18 protein-coding genes are annotated in these 18,037 nt (G+C 38.0%); 7 read left to right on the top strand and 11 right to left on the bottom strand.

Annotation, left to right across the window (positions count from 1 at the left end):
• Positions 1 to 18: 18 nt before the first annotated feature.
• The 4 genes from L6E24_RS02410 to L6E24_RS02395 all read right to left on the bottom strand — a co-directional run bounded on the left by L6E24_RS02410 (position 19) and on the right by L6E24_RS02395 (position 2,631).
• Positions 19 to 210 carry a HepT-like ribonuclease domain-containing protein gene (locus L6E24_RS02410; protein WP_257743137.1) on the bottom strand — a complete coding sequence of 64 codons (192 nt, stop codon included), beginning with the start codon at positions 208 to 210 and terminating at the stop codon, positions 19 to 21.
• A complete protein-coding gene (locus L6E24_RS02405) occupies positions 197 to 556 on the bottom strand; it encodes a nucleotidyltransferase family protein (RefSeq protein ID WP_257743136.1) in 360 nt (119 codons plus the stop codon). Before L6E24_RS02405 ends, L6E24_RS02410 begins: the two co-directional genes overlap by 14 nt.
• A 448-nt stretch (positions 557 to 1,004) precedes the next feature.
• Positions 1,005 to 1,325 carry a hypothetical protein gene (locus L6E24_RS02400; protein ID WP_257743135.1) on the bottom strand — a complete coding sequence of 107 codons (321 nt, stop codon included), beginning with the start codon at positions 1,323 to 1,325 and terminating at the stop codon, positions 1,005 to 1,007.
• A gap of 328 nt (positions 1,326 to 1,653) precedes the next feature.
• The gene (locus L6E24_RS02395) at positions 1,654 to 2,631 is read right to left on the bottom strand and encodes a type II toxin-antitoxin system antitoxin SocA domain-containing protein (RefSeq protein ID WP_257743134.1); all 978 of its coding nucleotides are present in this window, start codon (positions 2,629 to 2,631) and stop codon (positions 1,654 to 1,656) included.
• A gap of 432 nt (positions 2,632 to 3,063) precedes the next feature.
• Between L6E24_RS02395 and L6E24_RS02390 the strand changes: the two genes are divergently transcribed.
• Positions 3,064 to 3,204, top strand: coding sequence for a hypothetical protein (locus tag L6E24_RS02390; RefSeq protein WP_257743133.1), 141 nt, complete (start codon positions 3,064 to 3,066; stop codon positions 3,202 to 3,204).
• Positions 3,205 to 3,375: 171 nt separating this feature from the next.
• Positions 3,376 to 3,639, top strand: coding sequence for a hypothetical protein (locus L6E24_RS02385; RefSeq protein WP_257743132.1), 264 nt, complete (start codon positions 3,376 to 3,378; stop codon positions 3,637 to 3,639).
• A gap of 273 nt (positions 3,640 to 3,912) precedes the next feature.
• On the opposite strand, the gene L6E24_RS02380 is transcribed toward L6E24_RS02385, so the two are convergent.
• Positions 3,913 to 4,206, bottom strand: coding sequence for a hypothetical protein (locus L6E24_RS02380; RefSeq protein WP_257743131.1), 294 nt, complete (start codon positions 4,204 to 4,206; stop codon positions 3,913 to 3,915).
• A gap of 2 nt (positions 4,207 to 4,208) precedes the next feature.
• Positions 4,209 to 5,261, bottom strand: a complete 1,053-nt coding sequence (locus L6E24_RS02375; RefSeq protein WP_257743130.1) for a hypothetical protein — start codon at positions 5,259 to 5,261, stop codon at positions 4,209 to 4,211.
• A gap of 255 nt (positions 5,262 to 5,516) precedes the next feature.
• On the opposite strand from L6E24_RS02375, the gene L6E24_RS02370 reads away from it, so the two are divergent.
• Positions 5,517 to 6,674 carry a transposase gene (locus L6E24_RS02370; RefSeq protein ID WP_257743129.1) on the top strand — a complete coding sequence of 386 codons (1,158 nt, stop codon included), beginning with the start codon at positions 5,517 to 5,519 and terminating at the stop codon, positions 6,672 to 6,674.
• 454 nt (positions 6,675 to 7,128) lie between these two features.
• On the opposite strand, the gene L6E24_RS02365 is transcribed toward L6E24_RS02370, so the two are convergent.
• Complete coding sequence (locus L6E24_RS02365) at positions 7,129 to 7,257, bottom strand: hypothetical protein (protein ID WP_308219137.1); 129 nt, start codon at positions 7,255 to 7,257, stop codon at positions 7,129 to 7,131.
• Between the two features lie 231 nt (positions 7,258 to 7,488).
• On the opposite strand from L6E24_RS02365, the gene L6E24_RS02360 reads away from it, so the two are divergent.
• Positions 7,489 to 8,646 (top strand): transposase, encoded by a 1,158-nt coding sequence (locus L6E24_RS02360; RefSeq protein ID WP_257743129.1) that lies wholly within the window; start codon positions 7,489 to 7,491, stop codon positions 8,644 to 8,646.
• A gap of 316 nt (positions 8,647 to 8,962) precedes the next feature.
• Here the strand turns inward: L6E24_RS02360 and L6E24_RS02355 are convergent, their stop codons facing one another.
• Positions 8,963 to 9,340, bottom strand: a complete 378-nt coding sequence (locus L6E24_RS02355) for an EVE domain-containing protein (protein ID WP_257743128.1) — start codon at positions 9,338 to 9,340, stop codon at positions 8,963 to 8,965.
• 38 nt (positions 9,341 to 9,378) lie between these two features.
• Positions 9,379 to 9,933, bottom strand: a complete 555-nt coding sequence (locus L6E24_RS02350) for a hypothetical protein (protein WP_257743127.1) — start codon at positions 9,931 to 9,933, stop codon at positions 9,379 to 9,381.
• Positions 9,934 to 10,122: 189 nt separating this feature from the next.
• Between L6E24_RS02350 and L6E24_RS02345 the strand changes: the two genes are divergently transcribed.
• From L6E24_RS02345 to L6E24_RS02335, 3 genes are all read left to right on the top strand, one after another.
• Positions 10,123 to 10,557 carry a hypothetical protein gene (locus L6E24_RS02345; RefSeq protein WP_257743126.1) on the top strand — a complete coding sequence of 145 codons (435 nt, stop codon included), beginning with the start codon at positions 10,123 to 10,125 and terminating at the stop codon, positions 10,555 to 10,557.
• Positions 10,554 to 10,862, top strand: a complete 309-nt coding sequence (locus L6E24_RS02340) for a DUF3467 domain-containing protein (RefSeq protein WP_257743125.1) — start codon at positions 10,554 to 10,556, stop codon at positions 10,860 to 10,862. Before L6E24_RS02345 ends, L6E24_RS02340 begins: the two co-directional genes overlap by 4 nt.
• Before the next feature lie 715 nt (positions 10,863 to 11,577).
• Positions 11,578 to 13,986, top strand: a complete 2,409-nt coding sequence (locus L6E24_RS02335; protein ID WP_257743124.1) for a DEAD/DEAH box helicase — start codon at positions 11,578 to 11,580, stop codon at positions 13,984 to 13,986.
• A gap of 292 nt (positions 13,987 to 14,278) precedes the next feature.
• On the opposite strand, the gene L6E24_RS02330 is transcribed toward L6E24_RS02335, so the two are convergent.
• Together L6E24_RS02330 and L6E24_RS02325 are read right to left on the bottom strand one after the other, a co-directional pair.
• Entirely contained in the window at positions 14,279 to 14,740 is a 462-nt protein-coding gene (locus tag L6E24_RS02330) for an EVE domain-containing protein (protein ID WP_257743123.1), read from the bottom strand.
• Positions 14,741 to 14,849: 109 nt separating this feature from the next.
• A complete protein-coding gene (locus L6E24_RS02325; RefSeq protein ID WP_257743122.1) occupies positions 14,850 to 18,026 on the bottom strand; it encodes a restriction endonuclease in 3,177 nt (1,058 codons plus the stop codon).
• Positions 18,027 to 18,037: the final 11 nt, after the last annotated feature.

Below are 18,037 nucleotides of genomic sequence, written 5' to 3'. Positions count from 1 at the left end.
AGACCCCGTTACTGTCGCTTACACCACTGCCGTTTCCGGTGGAATATTGGCTATGGCTTCTCCGATAATCTCAATGTTTCTGACAACCGCATCAATTGTTTTTTGATCAGTTTCAAATTCTTCCCTGGAACAATCACCGATATAATCTGCTATTCTATCGGATGCTTCAATGATGTCTTCAAAGATGAGTCTTATATCACGCTTTGACATATACCGCATCCTCTAAAATTCCGGAATAGAGCCGTTTTCTCTGCATAACTCCGGATTTTAAGACAAGATCAACTTTAATCCCAAGCAGTTTTTCAAGATCATCCCTGAGGTCCACAACTTCCCATCCGATTGGTTCTTTAAAATCAACCATTATGTCAAGATCGCTTTCCTTAGTCTGTTCACCTCTGGCATATAACCCGATTATGCTGATCTCTTTTATATTGTATTTCTGCTCAAAAAACGGGTAATTTTTATTCAGTGCTGCAACTATCCTCTGAAGTTTAGTTTTATCCCTGTTTATCTGCTTATTATCATCTGCCCGTTCAGAGTGGCAATTGGAGTTCATAGGATACACCCGGAATTATACTTTTCTTAATATTGCACAGGCATATGTTAAGCTTTATGGGTTTTTAATCCGGAAAATTTTGGGGATTCTTAGCGCATAAGTGAAAATATCAAAATGCCGGAGAAGACCACCCGCGATATGATTATCAAAAATAAACCGGGACGTTAAATGGATGTGCGAGACGCCAGAAGAGGAGGATTGAAAAGTAAGAGTTGTGATATTTTAGAACCGGACAAGGAGTCTTGAAGGGTGGAAATCTGAAGCGGTTGGCAACGGTAAGAAAGGGCAGCAGTTGTCTGCCGGAATCGGGGCCGGGGCCGGCGGGGTTGTTGCTATCCTGATGAAAGTGCCTGGCGGTAGGCAGAATACTCTCTGAAACAATCATTTAACCCATCAACCAAAACAGCCATAAAAGCACTTTCGGTCATAGTTAGTAGCTCAATATCACTTATAAATCCGCTGTCTCCCTAAGATACCTGACATCTGAAATATCTGTAAGTTTTACAATTTTTTCACGATTTATTGCGATGTGAGCCTTATCACCTGTCCATAATACAATTTCCGGCACAGATAAACCAAGATCATGTGCATCGAGGACAACCTCGATGTCATCCGGATCATCAATAAAACCGGTTAAGCCATCATATAACTCTGAATAATCTGTCCGCCTTCTGTGGAGATTAAGGAAATTACGATCACTTAAGCGGGAAAATCTGTTTAGACATTCATTCTCATAATCATCTTTGAGTTCAGAAATTATTTTAGACACAGCAACCGGATCATAGTCTGACTCACTGCAGATTCCAGAGATAATATCGGCAATTCTCCATTTTTCAGTTATGGCTTGTGTATTTAGAGAACTGACTGACGGATTTCTCTTAAGTGCAGCAATTGCCCGGCGAAATTCACGTACAATCTTCTTCTTTATAGTTGCACATTTCCCGCCGTTTTCGATACCAAAACATTCCCCCCATACAAAAGTACCTGTATAATTCTGTTCTGAATCCTCAAGAACAATAGCTGCAGCCTTCCCCCAGACATCTGCTAAGTGAAAATAATAGCCGATTATGACATTGCTGTCATGAAAATAAGGCAGATTACCTCCTCCCTGATGGTGGCAGACTGGTAGCCATTGAGCGGGAGATACCCATAGTCTGCTCCAAAAGAGAGTTTTTTAATTCTTTTTCCCTGTAAGAATGACTGCTTAGAAGTTCATCAGAAGTCCGGTTAAAGTCATCCTCCATCATCTCACAGTACCTGTTAAGTTCTTCGTTGTTCTCATCGCCCGTTGAAACAGAGGCCGAAACATAGCATACTGCATCACAGCCTTTTTCTGTAAGTTCCGACGCAATATCCGGATTTATCCGGAGTGCTCTTCTAAAGGCATCATCCCATGCCAGATATGCATCATAAAAGGCATCAAGAACCGGCAGGGGATACTCTTTAATCAGATTGTCAAGGATTTCTTCTACCGAAGCAATTCTTTCAGGGTTTAAAGGATGAATCGCATCCGCATTTTCCTTTGATACCGGAATTACTTTCCCGCAGAATTTTCGCTGGAAACCATCAATATACAGACCATGACTTTCCAGGAGTGCTATTTCAGATTCTGTCAGGGAGAAGTATTCCACCGGAATTGCATCTCCGTCTGAGAACTCTTTCCAGAGTCTGAGTCTGTGGGTAAGGTCACTTACCTGACGTGCCTGATGGTTCTTTAGGGCTATGAGAACCATCTTCATCAGTTTTCTCTCATATGGTGTGAAATATGAGAGGTCACAGGGCTGTTTTGCCCGGAAGTTCCATGTAAGATAAGTTTTAGAGCGGGCCCTGTATCTTGTATTCTTTATTTCCACGGCAAAATACTGGTTTGATTCGGTTGATATGGCAAGTGCTTCACTGTCAACGGGACCGTTTGGGAGCCTTATATACTGACTGCTGTTAAAGAGGAAACTGCCACGCTGGTTGTAGTAAATGAGGTCTGTGAAAAAAATGTATTTCATCAGAACAGTCTTGCCAATGTGCGGATTTTCGCCGATTGCAAAGAGTATTGCCTGAATTTTTCTCATTTTTTCCATTTGGTAATCTCCGTTTTATTTCCTGCATTATTAAGATGTTCAGGTTTTTTTAGTTTAAAAAAAAGTATTCCCATAACCTAAAATACACCTGTAATCTACAGAGTAATTGCACTAATATGTGTGTATGGCACATACAAAAATATAACCTTTACGGAGTTGCCGGGGCCGGCGGGGTTGTTGCTATTCTTATGAAGGTGCCTGTGGGCGGGTGAAATCTCAGCCGATGATTAGCCACTATAAAAGTACAGGCTAACAATAAAAACGCGGCAGAAGATCAATTTCAGCAAACCTGAAATTAAGATGCAGCGATTTATTGGAAGAGAAATTAGAAGAGATGTGGAAATAATACAGATTCTGGAGAAATAATGACCCGAAAAAAATTAACCTGCAAACCCATCACTGAAATCTTAGAGAAAAAGGATTCTTGCCGGGATGTCCCCCGAAAGCATAATCATCTCTGAAGGGGTTAAATGGAGTGAAAAGGGATATACTCCTTCATTTGAGGATACAGACAAGGTCCTGATGAAAGCCGCACGGCGGACATATAAGGCCCTGGCCAAAGATAACCAATGAAGGACTTTTTTATTTTTGCCGGACCAAATGGTTCATGTCACTGTCCCGGTAAAAAATCTTCCGGCAGATATTCTTTCTATGCCTAATCTAAATATTAATTCCAGTGCAGCACAAATATGAGATGGTCAGGATGCAGCAGATAATAGTGATAATAAAGGGGAGGTATAATTAATGCAGAATTACGGAATCAAATTAAGATATAACAGAAGATTTGTGAAAGCATCACGGGCATATCGCCAGCATTCATCAGTGAATATTATATCCCCCGTAAAAGCATCTGTAAATCCGGATAACAAAAAAACAATAATAGCTATTCCTGAATCTGAAATAAATGTTCTAAAAGCTGAAGAAAAATCCCGGAAAACACAACGCCAGGACGACTTTAAAATGCTTATGAAGAGGCATAAGGGGACACTTGATCTCCTGGCAGAATAATTATTCTTTTTCCACGCTGGCTTTGAGCCACACAGTAACATCTTCCAGTGATTTATTCCCTTTGGCAATTTCACGGACAAAACGGTCTTTCTCTTCGTCCGGACTTATGATCACATAACACTCCGGTGCCCGGTATAGAACAAGGGCCGACAGAAGAAAGGCCAGTCTTTTATTTCCCTGTATGAAGGGATGCCCTGTTGTAAATGCTCTGATTTATTTCCGGCTAAATCGTTACAGGGAGAAGAGGTTTTTGAGAGTTCTGCACATAAGGTTTTACACCTCATAACCTTTATTTCTCAGATGATTCCGGTATTTTTCTTCAGTAAACGTGCACTTTATGTACTCTTCAAGATCAGTTTTTTTATCAAACTTCATCTGTTTGTACATTTTTGCAAGAAGATCGTCTGATATGTCTTTTGCACTGCCATGACTCATCTTGGTATGAACCTGATCACAGATTTTTCCTTCAGAATCTGTGAACCTGTAAAAGACATGATTTCCGGCCCGAACTTCGATATATCCTTTTGATGTGGCGGCTTTTGAGAAATCACGTTTCTTCAGTGACAACCTTAGACACCACCATATTTTCCGTCAATAATCCTCTTTGCGGCTTTGAAATCAATGTAATCAGACAATCTTTCTTTAAGCCTGAGTGATTCAGAACTGTGTTTTTCATCCGGAAAATTTGTGAAGCTTAATATATGCCCTTCAATTTCATCGGTCAAAGAGTTTAAGGCTTTATTGTAACTTGTTCCATATCCGGATAATGAAAGACTTTCATTTTCAATACACCATAACTTATCATCATTATCATAGTGAACATCGAATGTTATGGGTTCTTTGAATACATAATTTTCAGCATTGTGAAGAGTTTCTGTTTTAACTTCAGTAAGTTCTTTAACAGAATGTATCTTCGTCTGTTTTTGGGTTTTTGTCATATCTCCTTTGAACCCAACCCATTTTTTATAAAGTGATTTAACTGTGTCCTCCTCAGACGGGTCAAAATAACATACATATTTATGACCGTTTTTCGCTTCAATTGTAAAATAATATGTTTTATCGCCGTTTATTCTGACAATAACTCCGCTTACGGATACTTCACCATATCCTCCATAGTCTATAAGGAGATCATTGAGATAACTGGTGTAATGTTTCGGAATAAAGTGACCCTTCTGCGGTTTTTCAACTGAGGTTTTGATCTCAACGGGAGTATTTGATGAAGAGAGTGATGCAAGACTCTTTAAAAGACCTATTCTTTCAGGAGGAGATGTTATCTCAGATTCTAACTGTTCCCGGAATAAATCCGGCTTTGTATTCAGAGTTGTAATCAGGCGTTCCATTATGCCCGTTATTTCAGTAAAAAGGTTTTTGTTGTCAGGTGATGTGGGATATGATATTGGGTACATAGGTGCGACTACACTACCTTCATGGAGATCTTTGAAGTACAGGCGTAAGTCTTCTTTTTTGTATTCTTTTCCGTATTTTGAAGCACCGATATTATCTATTACCCGCTGTACATCTGTAATGATTCTGGCAAATGCTAAACCTTCAATTGAATGGTTTTTTACTATGTCACCGTCACGGATGAAGATCCATGTTTTTGGTGTCTCTCCTTCTGCCATATTATTCACGTATTAGATATTATACTATTCCAGTACTTTAAAGATTCCGCAAATTTCATCACATAAGACCCCGGAGTTTTCTGCCTAAACTCAAATAGTTAAGTACTTCTCAATATTATATTGTGTCAAAACCTCTGCTGCGTGCCGTGGAATGTTTGCACAATCTGAATCAGACAAATGTTCAATATGATCTTGTTTTTTTGATGTACCAATTGCCAATCAATAGATATATATTGCCTCCAAAACATCATCCTTGTGGCAATATTTGGTCAAAAAAACAGCAAAATCCAGTCAGATACAGGACTGAAGCTTGGAAAACTTGAATTGATCTGTGATATTATTGAGGATCATATCTCCTTTCCAGATGGCAGATATTATGATTCAAAAACAATTGTAAGAGGAACAATAGCAGCGGCATGTTCTAAAAATTCGATTTCAGGACTTGTAAAAATGACAGATGGTTTGCCATCCCATACAACCTGTCTGAAATATTTACATAATATTGACATGGAGAAATTAGAATCAGATTCCTCTAAAATACTTTTATTGGCAGGGGAAGGCATAATTATAGAAGGCAGGGCTTACAATTTTGCTATTGATAAAACCCTCAAGCCATATTATGGGGTTAAAGACGAAGAAGAAGATCCTAATATTATACGCAACAAGAAGAAAGCATCGACAACCAAGTTCTTTGCTTACATGACTTTATCGATTGTGGACCAGGATAAGCACCTCACCTTTCTTGTTATTCCCTGGAAAGATAATGATAATAATTTAGATGGAATAAAAACATGTGTTGAGTTAATTCGGAGTTTAGGTCTGAAAATAAAATGTTTAATGTTAGACAGGGAGTTCTACACAGGTAAAATCTTTAGCTACCTAAAAGAATCAGATGTCCCACACCTCATGCCGGTGAAGCAACATGGTGAGGAACTCAAAAAGAATCTAAAAGGTAAAAAATCAAAATCCTTTAAACACACCCTAAATTCAAAATCAAAGTTCCCAGTGGAGATAGAAATAGTTGACTGTATTGTCTATCAAATGGGAAAGAAAGGCAAAAATGGTGTACTTCATCGAGCATTTGTAGTTTATAAGGTATGTAAATCTCCAAAATCGATTAGAAGATTGTATAAACACAGATTTGCCATTGAGTCCACATATGTCCTTGCTAATAAAAGTGGTGCAAGGACATCCACTAAGGATCCGGTAGTTAGGTTTTATTATTTTTTAATCTCTTTTATAATACAGAACCATTGGGTTTCAATCAAATGGAAGAGATTTGCAAAACTTCAGAGGGGACCAAAGGTAATTTATAGAGATCGATTTCCCTTGCACCATTTTATCACTATCTTAATTAAAGAGGCTTGGGAGCATTTCCATTTATTGAGCCTTAATGAAATTGCCATAAGCTGATATTCAGACATCTTCATGAATTGAGTATGCAGATGGCCAGGTTTAGCGGTAGCTATTTTAAATTTTACAATATCTTTACTGGAAACGGTATAATTTCGATTCAAACTCATTTATTCAGACATTTATTCATGAAATATGAAGCAGTGTGTTGTGGTTCAAGTGGGATAAAATGGTGTTAACCAAAATCGGTTTACAAAATACATTTTTATCCCTCAAATTTGAAATGCAGGACATTTGGATATAATATTCAATTTAGGGGCATACAGTAAGACATTTTTAAAACAATATTCATCAATTTTAAATATTAATCGAGCACTTAATTTAAAGTACTGTATTCAAAAACATTTACATTTTACGATAGAAATGACCGGAAGATGCTGTCTCTTTTGTATGCCGGTATATCCATCCTGATTCTGTTTAATTATCCTCTAAAGTAATCATTACCCAATAGTAATTATCCTCTCGGAGTCTTTGCAGCCTTCATGATATACTCATAATCTACATCAGGAATAGTCCTCATTGCCGTTCGTAAATGCCCGGTCCACTGCTTTTTATTAGTGATAAACTCAAGTTTTGGAATCATTGACTTCAGTACTTTAAAGATTCCGCAAATTTCATCACATAAGACCCCGGAGTTTTCTGCCTAAACTCAAATAGTTAAGTACTTCTCAATATTATATTGTGTCAAAACCTCTGCTGCGTGCCGTGGAATGTTTGCACAATCTGAATCAGACAAATGTTCAATATGATCTTGTTTTTTTGATGTACCAATTGCCAATCAATAGATATATATTGCCTCCAAAACATCATCCTTGTGGCAATATTTGGTCAAAAAAACAGCAAAATCCAGTCAGATACAGGACTGAAGCTTGGAAAACTTGAATTGATCTGTGATATTATTGAGGATCATATCTCCTTTCCAGATGGCAGATATTATGATTCAAAAACAATTGTAAGAGGAACAATAGCAGCGGCATGTTCTAAAAATTCGATTTCAGGACTTGTAAAAATGACAGATGGTTTGCCATCCCATACAACCTGTCTGAAATATTTACATAATATTGACATGGAGAAATTAGAATCAGATTCCTCTAAAATACTTTTATTGGCAGGGGAAGGCATAATTATAGAAGGCAGGGCTTACAATTTTGCTATTGATAAAACCCTCAAGCCATATTATGGGGTTAAAGACGAAGAAGAAGATCCTAATATTATACGCAACAAGAAGAAAGCATCGACAACCAAGTTCTTTGCTTACATGACTTTATCGATTGTGGACCAGGATAAGCACCTCACCTTTCTTGTTATTCCCTGGAAAGATAATGATAATAATTTAGATGGAATAAAAACATGTGTTGAGTTAATTCGGAGTTTAGGTCTGAAAATAAAATGTTTAATGTTAGACAGGGAGTTCTACACAGGTAAAATCTTTAGCTACCTAAAAGAATCAGATGTCCCACACCTCATGCCGGTGAAGCAACATGGTGAGGAACTCAAAAAGAATCTAAAAGGTAAAAAATCAAAATCCTTTAAACACACCCTAAATTCAAAATCAAAGTTCCCAGTGGAGATAGAAATAGTTGACTGTATTGTCTATCAAATGGGAAAGAAAGGCAAAAATGGTGTACTTCATCGAGCATTTGTAGTTTATAAGGTATGTAAATCTCCAAAATCGATTAGAAGATTGTATAAACACAGATTTGCCATTGAGTCCACATATGTCCTTGCTAATAAAAGTGGTGCAAGGACATCCACTAAGGATCCGGTAGTTAGGTTTTATTATTTTTTAATCTCTTTTATAATACAGAACCATTGGGTTTCAATCAAATGGAAGAGATTTGCAAAACTTCAGAGGGGACCAAAGGTAATTTATAGAGATCGATTTCCCTTGCACCATTTTATCACTATCTTAATTAAAGAGGCTTGGGAGCATTTCCATTTATTGAGCCTTAATGAAATTGCCATAAGCTGATATTCAGACATCTTCATGAATTGAGTATGCAGATGGCCAGGTTTAGCGGTAGCTATTTTAAATTTTACAATATCTTTACTGGAAACGGTATAATTTCGATTCAAACTCATTTATTCAGACATTTATTCATGAAATATGAAGCAGTGTGTTGTGGTTCAAGTGGGATAAAATGGTGTTAACCAAAATCGGTTTACAAAATACATTTTTATCCCTCAAATTTGAAATGCAGGACATTTGGATATAATATTCAATTTAGGGGCATACAGTAAGACATTTTTAAAACAATATTCATCAATTTTAAATATTAATCGAGCACTTAATTTAAAGTACTGGACTTAAAATCAAGTGGCTCTTCAAATATCTCAACCGGCTTTAGCTTTACCCGGTACGGGAAAGACTCCTCTCCGGGCATTGTTGACGGTTTTTTGAAGACCAAAGATTCATCTTCAAAAGGCTCTGATATTATCTCAAAGGCTCCGGTTATCGCTGACGGAAGAATGTCATCGGTGGCAACGGCATTTGCACCTGCATTTCCACCCTCACCGGCAATTTCCTGCCGGACAAATATCAGTATCTTATCTCCGGGGTTAGATCTCTCAATGCTCTTTTTATTCCTCTTTGGCACACCCCAGAGGTTCTTCTTTTCTATTACTTCCCGGTTTTCCCGGTTCGTTGATGCAATCCAGACTGTCATTGGTTTAGATTTGGATTACAGATACTAAATTATTCTCTTCAATCTTCTAACAGACAATTATAGCAAAAAGCAGAGGCAACATCAAGCGTATAATTATCATCTGATTTGCTGAAAGATTCCTGCACCCAGTTCTTATCCTTATCATGCCTGCTGATTATACCTCTAAAAAGAGTTTTACACTGCTTTTCTGTAAATTCTTCTTCATAGAGTACTAAAACATTATCCATATTTCTCTCATCTATTTTTGCAATTTCGATAATTGCTGACTGATTATATGGAGTATTAACATCATCTTCTCTGAAAAAAAACAGTATATGCGCCTGTGAATTATCAATTAACATTTCACTCGCTGCTAAATTAATATCGTCACCGTTTTTAGAGTCATCTTTCACAGCATATATTTCATAATCTTTTGAAAAAGAACAATTTTTGTAGCCACGTTTTATTAGTCCGGATTTCAAATTTTCGAGAAATATGAAATTATTCTTAGCAAATGAACCAAAAATTCCGATTTTTAATTTTGATTTGTCCGCAGAAAGAGATTTTATATCTGATTTATATTCTGAAAAAAAATTCCCCATCTTATATTTCATATCCCTTCATTAAATTGTTAAACAAGAACATTTTTAAACCTTGTCTATCATATAGATGAAATAGGTCTGATTTTTGAGACCTATAAATTACCACTTAGAGAGTTGGAGGTGTTAAGGCATATGGATAGTGCCAAAGTAGATGAATATCTTTCTGAGATTCCTTTGGAAATCAGGAATTCATTGAAGCCATTGTCAAAAGATAAGGCATTTGCAATATATATTGCAATTCTAAAACATGATGAACTGAAATTTAACGAGATAAAAAAATGCTTCTCCACGTCATCATCCGGAGAAATCAACAGATATTTAAAAGAGCTTAGCAGGGCCGGCCTTATAAAAAAGTCTGCAAAAAATATTACTGAGATTGGTATTAAAGAAAAAGCATGTTATCAGCCTACGAATATGGGTAAAGGTCTTATTCGTGGAGTGCTTGGAGAACTGTTAGTTAAACCCAATCTTAAAAGAGCCAGAAAGGAAATATCGTCATGGCAGGACTCAGGTGAAAAAATCAGTATGAGCTACCTGGATAAGGTATATAAAGATAAATTTGAACCGGATGGATACGATATATCTGTAGAGTTAGAAAATTATCCTTTTGAGATTGAGGAGGAGGTAATATCATGACAAAAAAAGAGCGTAAAACTACATTAGAATTCTCTTCAGAGAATATTTATAAGGCTGAATCGAAGGATTTCCATATAGAATATAATAGTAATAATTACAGTAATGCAACGTCCACTATGAAGACAAATGACGAATATATTATTGATTTCTTCACATTGCCCGGAACTATTGCAGATGGTGTCAGAACAATACCTGCAAACAGAATTATGATGAATCATAAAAATGCAAAAAAATTAGCAGAGCAGATATTGAACTCATTAAAAGATATTTCTGAGCAGGAAGAAGAATCAGAAGATTCTGAGTAATTCAACCAGGCTTTAGATCAACCTATATTTTTTTCACCCGGATCATCTTTAAAGAGAGAATTATGTCATTTTTAAGCAATAAATCCCTTTAATGGATATAAGTCAGAGAGGGAATAAATACCAACTCTCATATCTCCTCCTCTAAGAGCTGCCCGTTCTCCATTAACCACCGCTTCGCTTTATCCATCTTCGGAGTCTGTGCCCTAATAATATTTTTAAAACTCCGGCGTATGATTGGCGACAATTAAATGAGCAAGTATCATGGATGACCATTTACATGACAACATAATCAACAGCCGGGATGTTAAGTGGATGTGTGAGACGCAAAAGAAGGATTGATAAGTGAGAGTGAGGACTTAGAGGGCCGGATAAGAACTCCCTGAAGACCGGAAAAATCCGGAAATCTGAAGCGGCCCGTGACGGGAAGAAAGAGCAGCAGTTGTCAGCCGGAATCGGAGCCGGGGCCGGAGGGGTTGTTGCGGTTTTACTTAAGGTATTTGGTGGTGGATGATAATATTGACCATTGAAATATTGCTATACTAGTAAATAGGAAGGTTAATAATGTAAATAAATAATTCATTAATAATGGATTGTGCAATCTAAAATAATGGTTTGCTTATTCAGTATAATGGGGATATTACCATGATTTATTCATTTTTGGGGGAAGAGAAAACTGGTTCTTTGTAGCAAGTGCAGAATCCGGGATGCAACGGACATGGGATTATGTTCAGTCTGCCTCTCTGAAAGGCGCAACAAAAATTCAGAACTTCCTGACTTTGAGGTTTTTAAGGATAAATTTCTTAAAGATCCTTATGTAGGGTTTTTCTATGCTGATGAGGCACTTCTTCAGTACACCTATTATAAGCAGGACAGATACCGATTTGAACCACTATTGGGGCTTGATTTTAAGGAAGAACATAGAAAACTTGGAGAGTGGTATAAAGATAATTTATTTTCCCTTCTTTCGTCCAGAATAGAATCTGAATCAGCCTATAATCCACTACTAAATGATCCAGAATATTATGACGAAACAAAGGAGCTTTTTGAGAATTTCCTCAAAGTTATTAATAATCTCATATCAGAAATATCATACAAAGAAACAGATATTCATGGGACAGTCGATATTGCATTAATAAACATTATTCTGAAAAAGATAATTACTAATTTAAGCAGACAAGGACAAAATAACGGGCAGAACGGATTTTCAGGACCTGAAGTAATTGACAGAGTCTCAAATTTATTTGAAGCCGGCAGTGGACTTTTTTTCCTCGAACTTTTTTTTATAATAAAAAACAGGGATTTTCTCTTTGATCTTATGGAAACAATTTCCAGAACTGATTGTAGTGAGGCAATGAAAATTGCAGAACAGCCCAAAGTTACTATGATTCCCTGGAAACATCAGGTAATGGCCATATCAGCCTGGGAAAAAAAACATTATGGGGTTGTTGAAATGGCAACTGCAACCGGTAAGACGGTTGTTGGAATGATGGCTATTGAAAAATTGTGGAAAGAAAGCCTGAATACAGGGAACAGGAAAAAAGTTCTCATAACCTGCCATTCAACTGTCATACTAAACCAGTGGAGAAGAGAAATAATTAATAAAATGGGTCTCCCTGCGGGAACAGGGAAATCCTATAAGACAGGGATCTCAGCAGATGGAGTTACAATCCAGTTTGAAACCATTCAGACATTAATGACAAGACACTCTGAATACAGCACAGATTTGATGATTATTGATGAAGTCCACCATATGGGCGGAATAAAATTTAAAAGAGCACTCGCAGTACGCCATAAATGGCTTTTGGGACTGACTGCGCAGCTTGGAGATATAGTTAAGAGACAGATTATTTCAAAAGAACTTGGAAGAGTTGTGTATGAATATCCAATTCTCCAGGCATTAAAAGACGGAATTATTCCTGAATTTTCATGGGTTGTGCATCCTGTATATCTTGATATAAGAGAACAGGAGAATTTTTCAGAGATGTCAAATAGAATAATTAAGCTCTTTAACAATGTCAGAAACGATAGAAACACAATCTTTAAAATTACAAATAAAAACGATTTTTCAATAAGAGGACTTGCTGACTTTATCTATCTGACTGACCAGGCCCGCCGTACCGGAAAATTCATCCCTGATCATTGGAAAGCCCTTCAGGCACTGCTCCTAAAGAGAAGGCAGATTATTCATACATCACAGCCACGTCTGGAAAAAGCAATAGAACTTGCAAAAAAACTTGGAAATAAGCATAAAATTGTTCTTTTCCTCATGAATATTGATAGTTGTGACTCTGTTGCCCAACAACTTAAAAGTCATCTGGACAATGTTTTTGTAATACACTCAAAAATAAAGGAAAAACCCATAGATATTGTAAATAAATTCATCAATGCAGAACATGGTGTTTTAATCGGTGCTGATATGTTAAATGAAGGAATTGACATAAAATCTGCGGATATAGGGATAAATGTAGCCTTCACAAAATCAAAACTTCAGCTAATTCAGCGTATGGGCCGAATATTAAGAAAGGATGGTAACAAAAAACCTACATTTTACCAGCTTGTAGCAATTCCCGACCGGTCATGTTATGTCGAGGAGATGGATGCCGAACTTTTTATTGATGACCTTGCATGGGTACAGTCTTCAGCCCTTCAGATGGGACTTGATTTAAATATTGAATGGAAAGATTCAGAACTTGCTGATTATCAGGCCGAAGCTGAAAGATACTTTATGTTATCTCATCGTAATAATAAATTTTCCGGGAAAAGCGGTACTTTTAATCTTAAACCTGCTCTTGAGGAGTTTAGTTCTACAGCAACCGGAAGAATGCCTGATATTCTGAAGATATATCCCAATGATAAATTAACGGACCGGCAGTGGGAGGATATTATACGGACGGCCCATGCAACCCTGAACAATGGCAAAGGAGTAGAAAAAGGGACATTTTTAAGCCTTAACAGTGCCTGGTATATCTTAATTCTTTGTGGCCGGGACCCTGCAAAACTGTTATCACTATTTGAAAAGGCCAAATCTGAAATTAGTAAGGAATTACAGGAATATAAACCCCTTCCGGAAATGGCACTGGATAAAGAGGGATTCATAATTTTCCCCGGAAATATGCCATCTTAAATTATGATTATTTTCAAACAACTCCGGAAATCAAAATAGGTTTTATACCAGTAATATCCAAAGATACTGACAATGGGTTTAGAGAAGAAGCAATTAGTTTTGATATTGGCTCTTTTGCTTGCTGCATCTCTTTTTTCAGGTTGTTTATATAATATAATTGGAAGTTCTTCAACTTTTACCGGATAAAACTTAAGAAATCTTAAACCGGCATTGACACAAGATCTATTGAATAGCTTTCAGTCCTGCCGCCTCTCCACCAGGCATACTAAAAATACTTATCTCTCCGATATTTTCATCCTCTCGGAGTCTTTGCAGCCTTCATGATATATTCATAATCAGCATCAGGAATAGTCCTCATTGCCGTTCGTAAATGTCCGGTCCACTGCTTCTTATTAGTGATAAACTCAAGTTCTGGTATTAAAGACTTAAAATCAAGTGGTTCATCAAATATCTCAACCGGCTTTAACTTTACTCGGTATGGGAAAAACTCTTCTCCGGGCATTGTCGGCGGTTTTTTGAAAACCGGAGATTCATCTTCAAAAGGCTCTGATACTATCTCAAAGGCTCCGGTTATTGCTGATGGAATTATTTCATCTTTGACATCTGTTTTTTCCTGCCGGACAAATATCAGGATTTTATCGCCGGGATTTGATCTCCCGATGCTGTTCTTATTCCTCTTTGGCACACCCCAGAGGTTCTTCTTTTCTATGACTTCCCAGTTCTCCCGGTTCGTTGATGCAATCCAGACTGTCATTGGTTTAGATTTGGGCTAATAGCGTTTATAATTTACATTCCGGAATTATCCCGGCATGAATAATGCTGCAATATCAGGAATAAAAAAACAAAAAAGATAATATTAGTTATCAAATCATTTTTTCTTTGAAATCCTGATAGTTCCTGGCATACAGGAATTTTATATTGTCAGATTTGACATCATCAGAGACCGCTTTAAAGTGCAATTTTCCGCATTCTATCTTGCAGACCTCTTTTGCGGTAAGATCACTTTTGTCTTTATTTATTTTTGTCTCTATAACGAAGTAAAGCCGGGCCGATTCACCTTTACGATAGATAATTGCCCAGTCCGGGGAGTAATTTCCATACGGGGTATCAATGACAAAACCGCCTTTATGAAGTTTGGTAAAGAGAAGGACATCATCGTCATCCTCAAGGTGCCGGGCGAAATCATATTCACCGTCACTGTCTGTCCGGTAATATGGGTAAAGGGCTTTACGTCTCTTTGCATTGGTCCGGTAAATCTTCTTCTCCTCTTCTAAAAGGTCAGGATCTATTACATCGGATTCAAAGAGAGTCCTTTCATCAAAGACATAGCCCTGTATCACATGGTACCCGGTCACTTTCTCCGCTTTTGCCATCTGAAGAAGATTTCTAAGCTCAGTTGCAGCAATATCAAGAATGTCCTGGGTTCTTAGATATTCCTTCTCCTCCGGCTCAAGTTCTCCTAAGACTGCATATATTGCCATACGGGGAAGCCGGGTCTGGCTCATGATATAATTTACAATCTGGAAATCAGATTTCTTCTGCTGAAAATGTGATGCCTCTTCGGTTTCATACCTGGCCGTTGGTTCACAGAGTTTTGCTTCTCCGGTCTCTTTCATATCCAGTCTGGATTTAGTGATTGAAATCTGCTGACTGGTAATTTCAGGTCTTTTAAGCAGACCGGAAAGATGTGCTGCTGCATCCAGAATGAATTTATCAGAGTCTATATCAACCTCATAGTATGTCCTCTTCTCCATCCTTAATGTAAGGTCTCTTAAAAGTTTTCTGAATGAATCTTCATCAAGATAGGAGTAGAGATCATTGTCAATATCCGGCTGGTCACCGTTTTTGATCAGAATTTTTCTGGAGCCTTTTGTTCTCATTACCTCAACGAAGGCTTCCCTGATTGCTGATGAATGCTCTTTTAGTGTTTCATCTTTGAATACTGCTGTGGAGATCTTTGATGCGTCTCCGGTAAGCCTGTCCTTTGAATTGATAATTACATTATCTTTAAGCTCTGATTTAAATTCAGATACAAGTTTAGGGGTGATTTTTTCGCCCGGAATTCCGGATTTAACTAACGTCTCCCTGAGTTCTCTAAGGGTAACTGTTTCCCTGTCAAATCCACTTTCGGCATTGAAATCTGCCTGAAGGTCTCTTGCAAAGTTTTCATAATACGCATTTGCAATAACTGTAAGCCAGTTTACATTCTCTTCCAGGCACCGTGATCCATTAATATCAACCGGAAGTCGAAGACCACGACCTAACTCCTGTTTTTTTGAGATGTCTGAGTTGCCCTGTTTTAATGTGCAGATTGTAAAGATGTTTGGGTTGTCCCATCCTTCACGTAAGGCTGAGTGGGAGAATATGAAGGCAAGTGGGGTATTAAAGGAGATTAACTCTTCTTTTCCTTCCAATATCAGGGATATTCCACGTTCGATGTCTTCCTTTGATTTTGCCTTGTAGCTGTCCTCAACTGATGCGTCTGAGTCGCCTTTGCGGGATGTCTCTTCCGGTTCGACTACTTTTCCGGTTTTATCCCTGGCAAAGTAACCTTCCCTGACTTTGAGGACATCGGTGTATTCGGGGAAGTATTTAGCATATTTTTTAAATCCGCTTCTGTATTTTTCTTCCTGTATGAGGTTTTGATATTCTTCGTCAAAGATTTTGAGGTACTGTCCTCTTCCGTCAGGTGCGTCATCGTCCCTGACTTTTTTAACAGAGTCTATGAAGAAGAGTGAGAGGGCCTTTATCTCTTTTCCTTCTTCGAGGATTGCAAACTGTTTGTCGAGATGGTTTTTGATTGCTATTCTTATCTGGACGCGGGTGACGATACTGTCGTTTAGCTTTAATTCTTCATTGTATGTGCAGTCACCCGGAATTAATGTGAAGAAGTCTGCATGTCCATTTTTGATGGTAACGCCCCATTTTGAAGATGATGTATCCGGATCAAAGAGTGTCTGCTGACCGAACCTGCTGCTGATGGTAACTCCTTCTATTTTATGGGGGTCACTGTGAACGAACATATCTTTGTACTGGGACAGTCCGCCGGAGAGTTCAGATATTGAGTTGCCTTTCTGTACATCAAATTTCTTCTTTACTATGCCATGATCGGGATCGCGGCAGAAGATCTCAAGTTTTGCCTTCAGGTCACTGGTGAAGTTTACGTACCGGATATATGGGAAGTCTTTTGGCACTTCTCCATAGATGGTTTTGACTTCTATTTTTTTGACAATGCCCTTTTCGTAGGCGTCATATGAGCTAAGTTTGTAGATCTGGTTGTACAGATTTTTGTGGGTTGCTGAGTACCGGAGGATGAACTGCGGGTTTAACTCTTCTATTGCCTTAAGAGAGGAGCTTTTCTTCTTTTTTGTGCCTTCGATCTTCTGTGGTTCGTCGATTATGATTATAGGACGGACGTCTTTTAGGAGGTCCCAAAGAACGGGCCTTCCTTCTATTTCCTGCCGGATGATGTTTGTGTCTTTGTTGAATGCCTGGATGTTCATTATTGCAATGGATAATTCCGGGCTTGAAGTAAAACTGTCCTGGAGTTTTCCGATTGCTTTTGAGGTATAGACAAATGAGCGTGAGTTTATGTCAAGGCTGTCATATAGTGCTTTGAAGTGCTCGTTTAGCTGTTCTATACTCTTTTCAACACCCTTTTTGATGGCAATGCTTGGGACGACTATGATGAATTTTCTGAGTCCGTAGGTTTTGTACAGTTCAAGGATGGTTCTGAGATAGACATAGGTCTTTCCGGTTCCGGTCTCCATCTCAACGGTGTAATTTCCGTTTAAGGGGGAGTCATAAGAGTCAAGACCACTGCTGAACTGTACATCATGCAGGTTTTTTAAGAGCCGTGAGGATGAGAGGGTGATTCTTGGGTTTCTCTCAAGTGAACCGCCCATTTCTCTTATGCTTTCACGGTATATGGTTGTGCCTTCGGTCTTCTCCTGTCCTTCAAAGAGATTAACTGCCGAATTTATGGCATCAAGCTGATAATCGAGTGAGTCATCGAACCGGAATGTTACTTTATCTGACATTTCCGGCGGCC

It is taken from the genome of Methanoplanus endosymbiosus, assembly GCF_024662215.1.
GTDB lineage: Archaea > Halobacteriota > Methanomicrobia > Methanomicrobiales > Methanomicrobiaceae > Methanoplanus > Methanoplanus endosymbiosus.
This window is presented reverse-complemented; position numbering and strand designations above follow the sequence as displayed.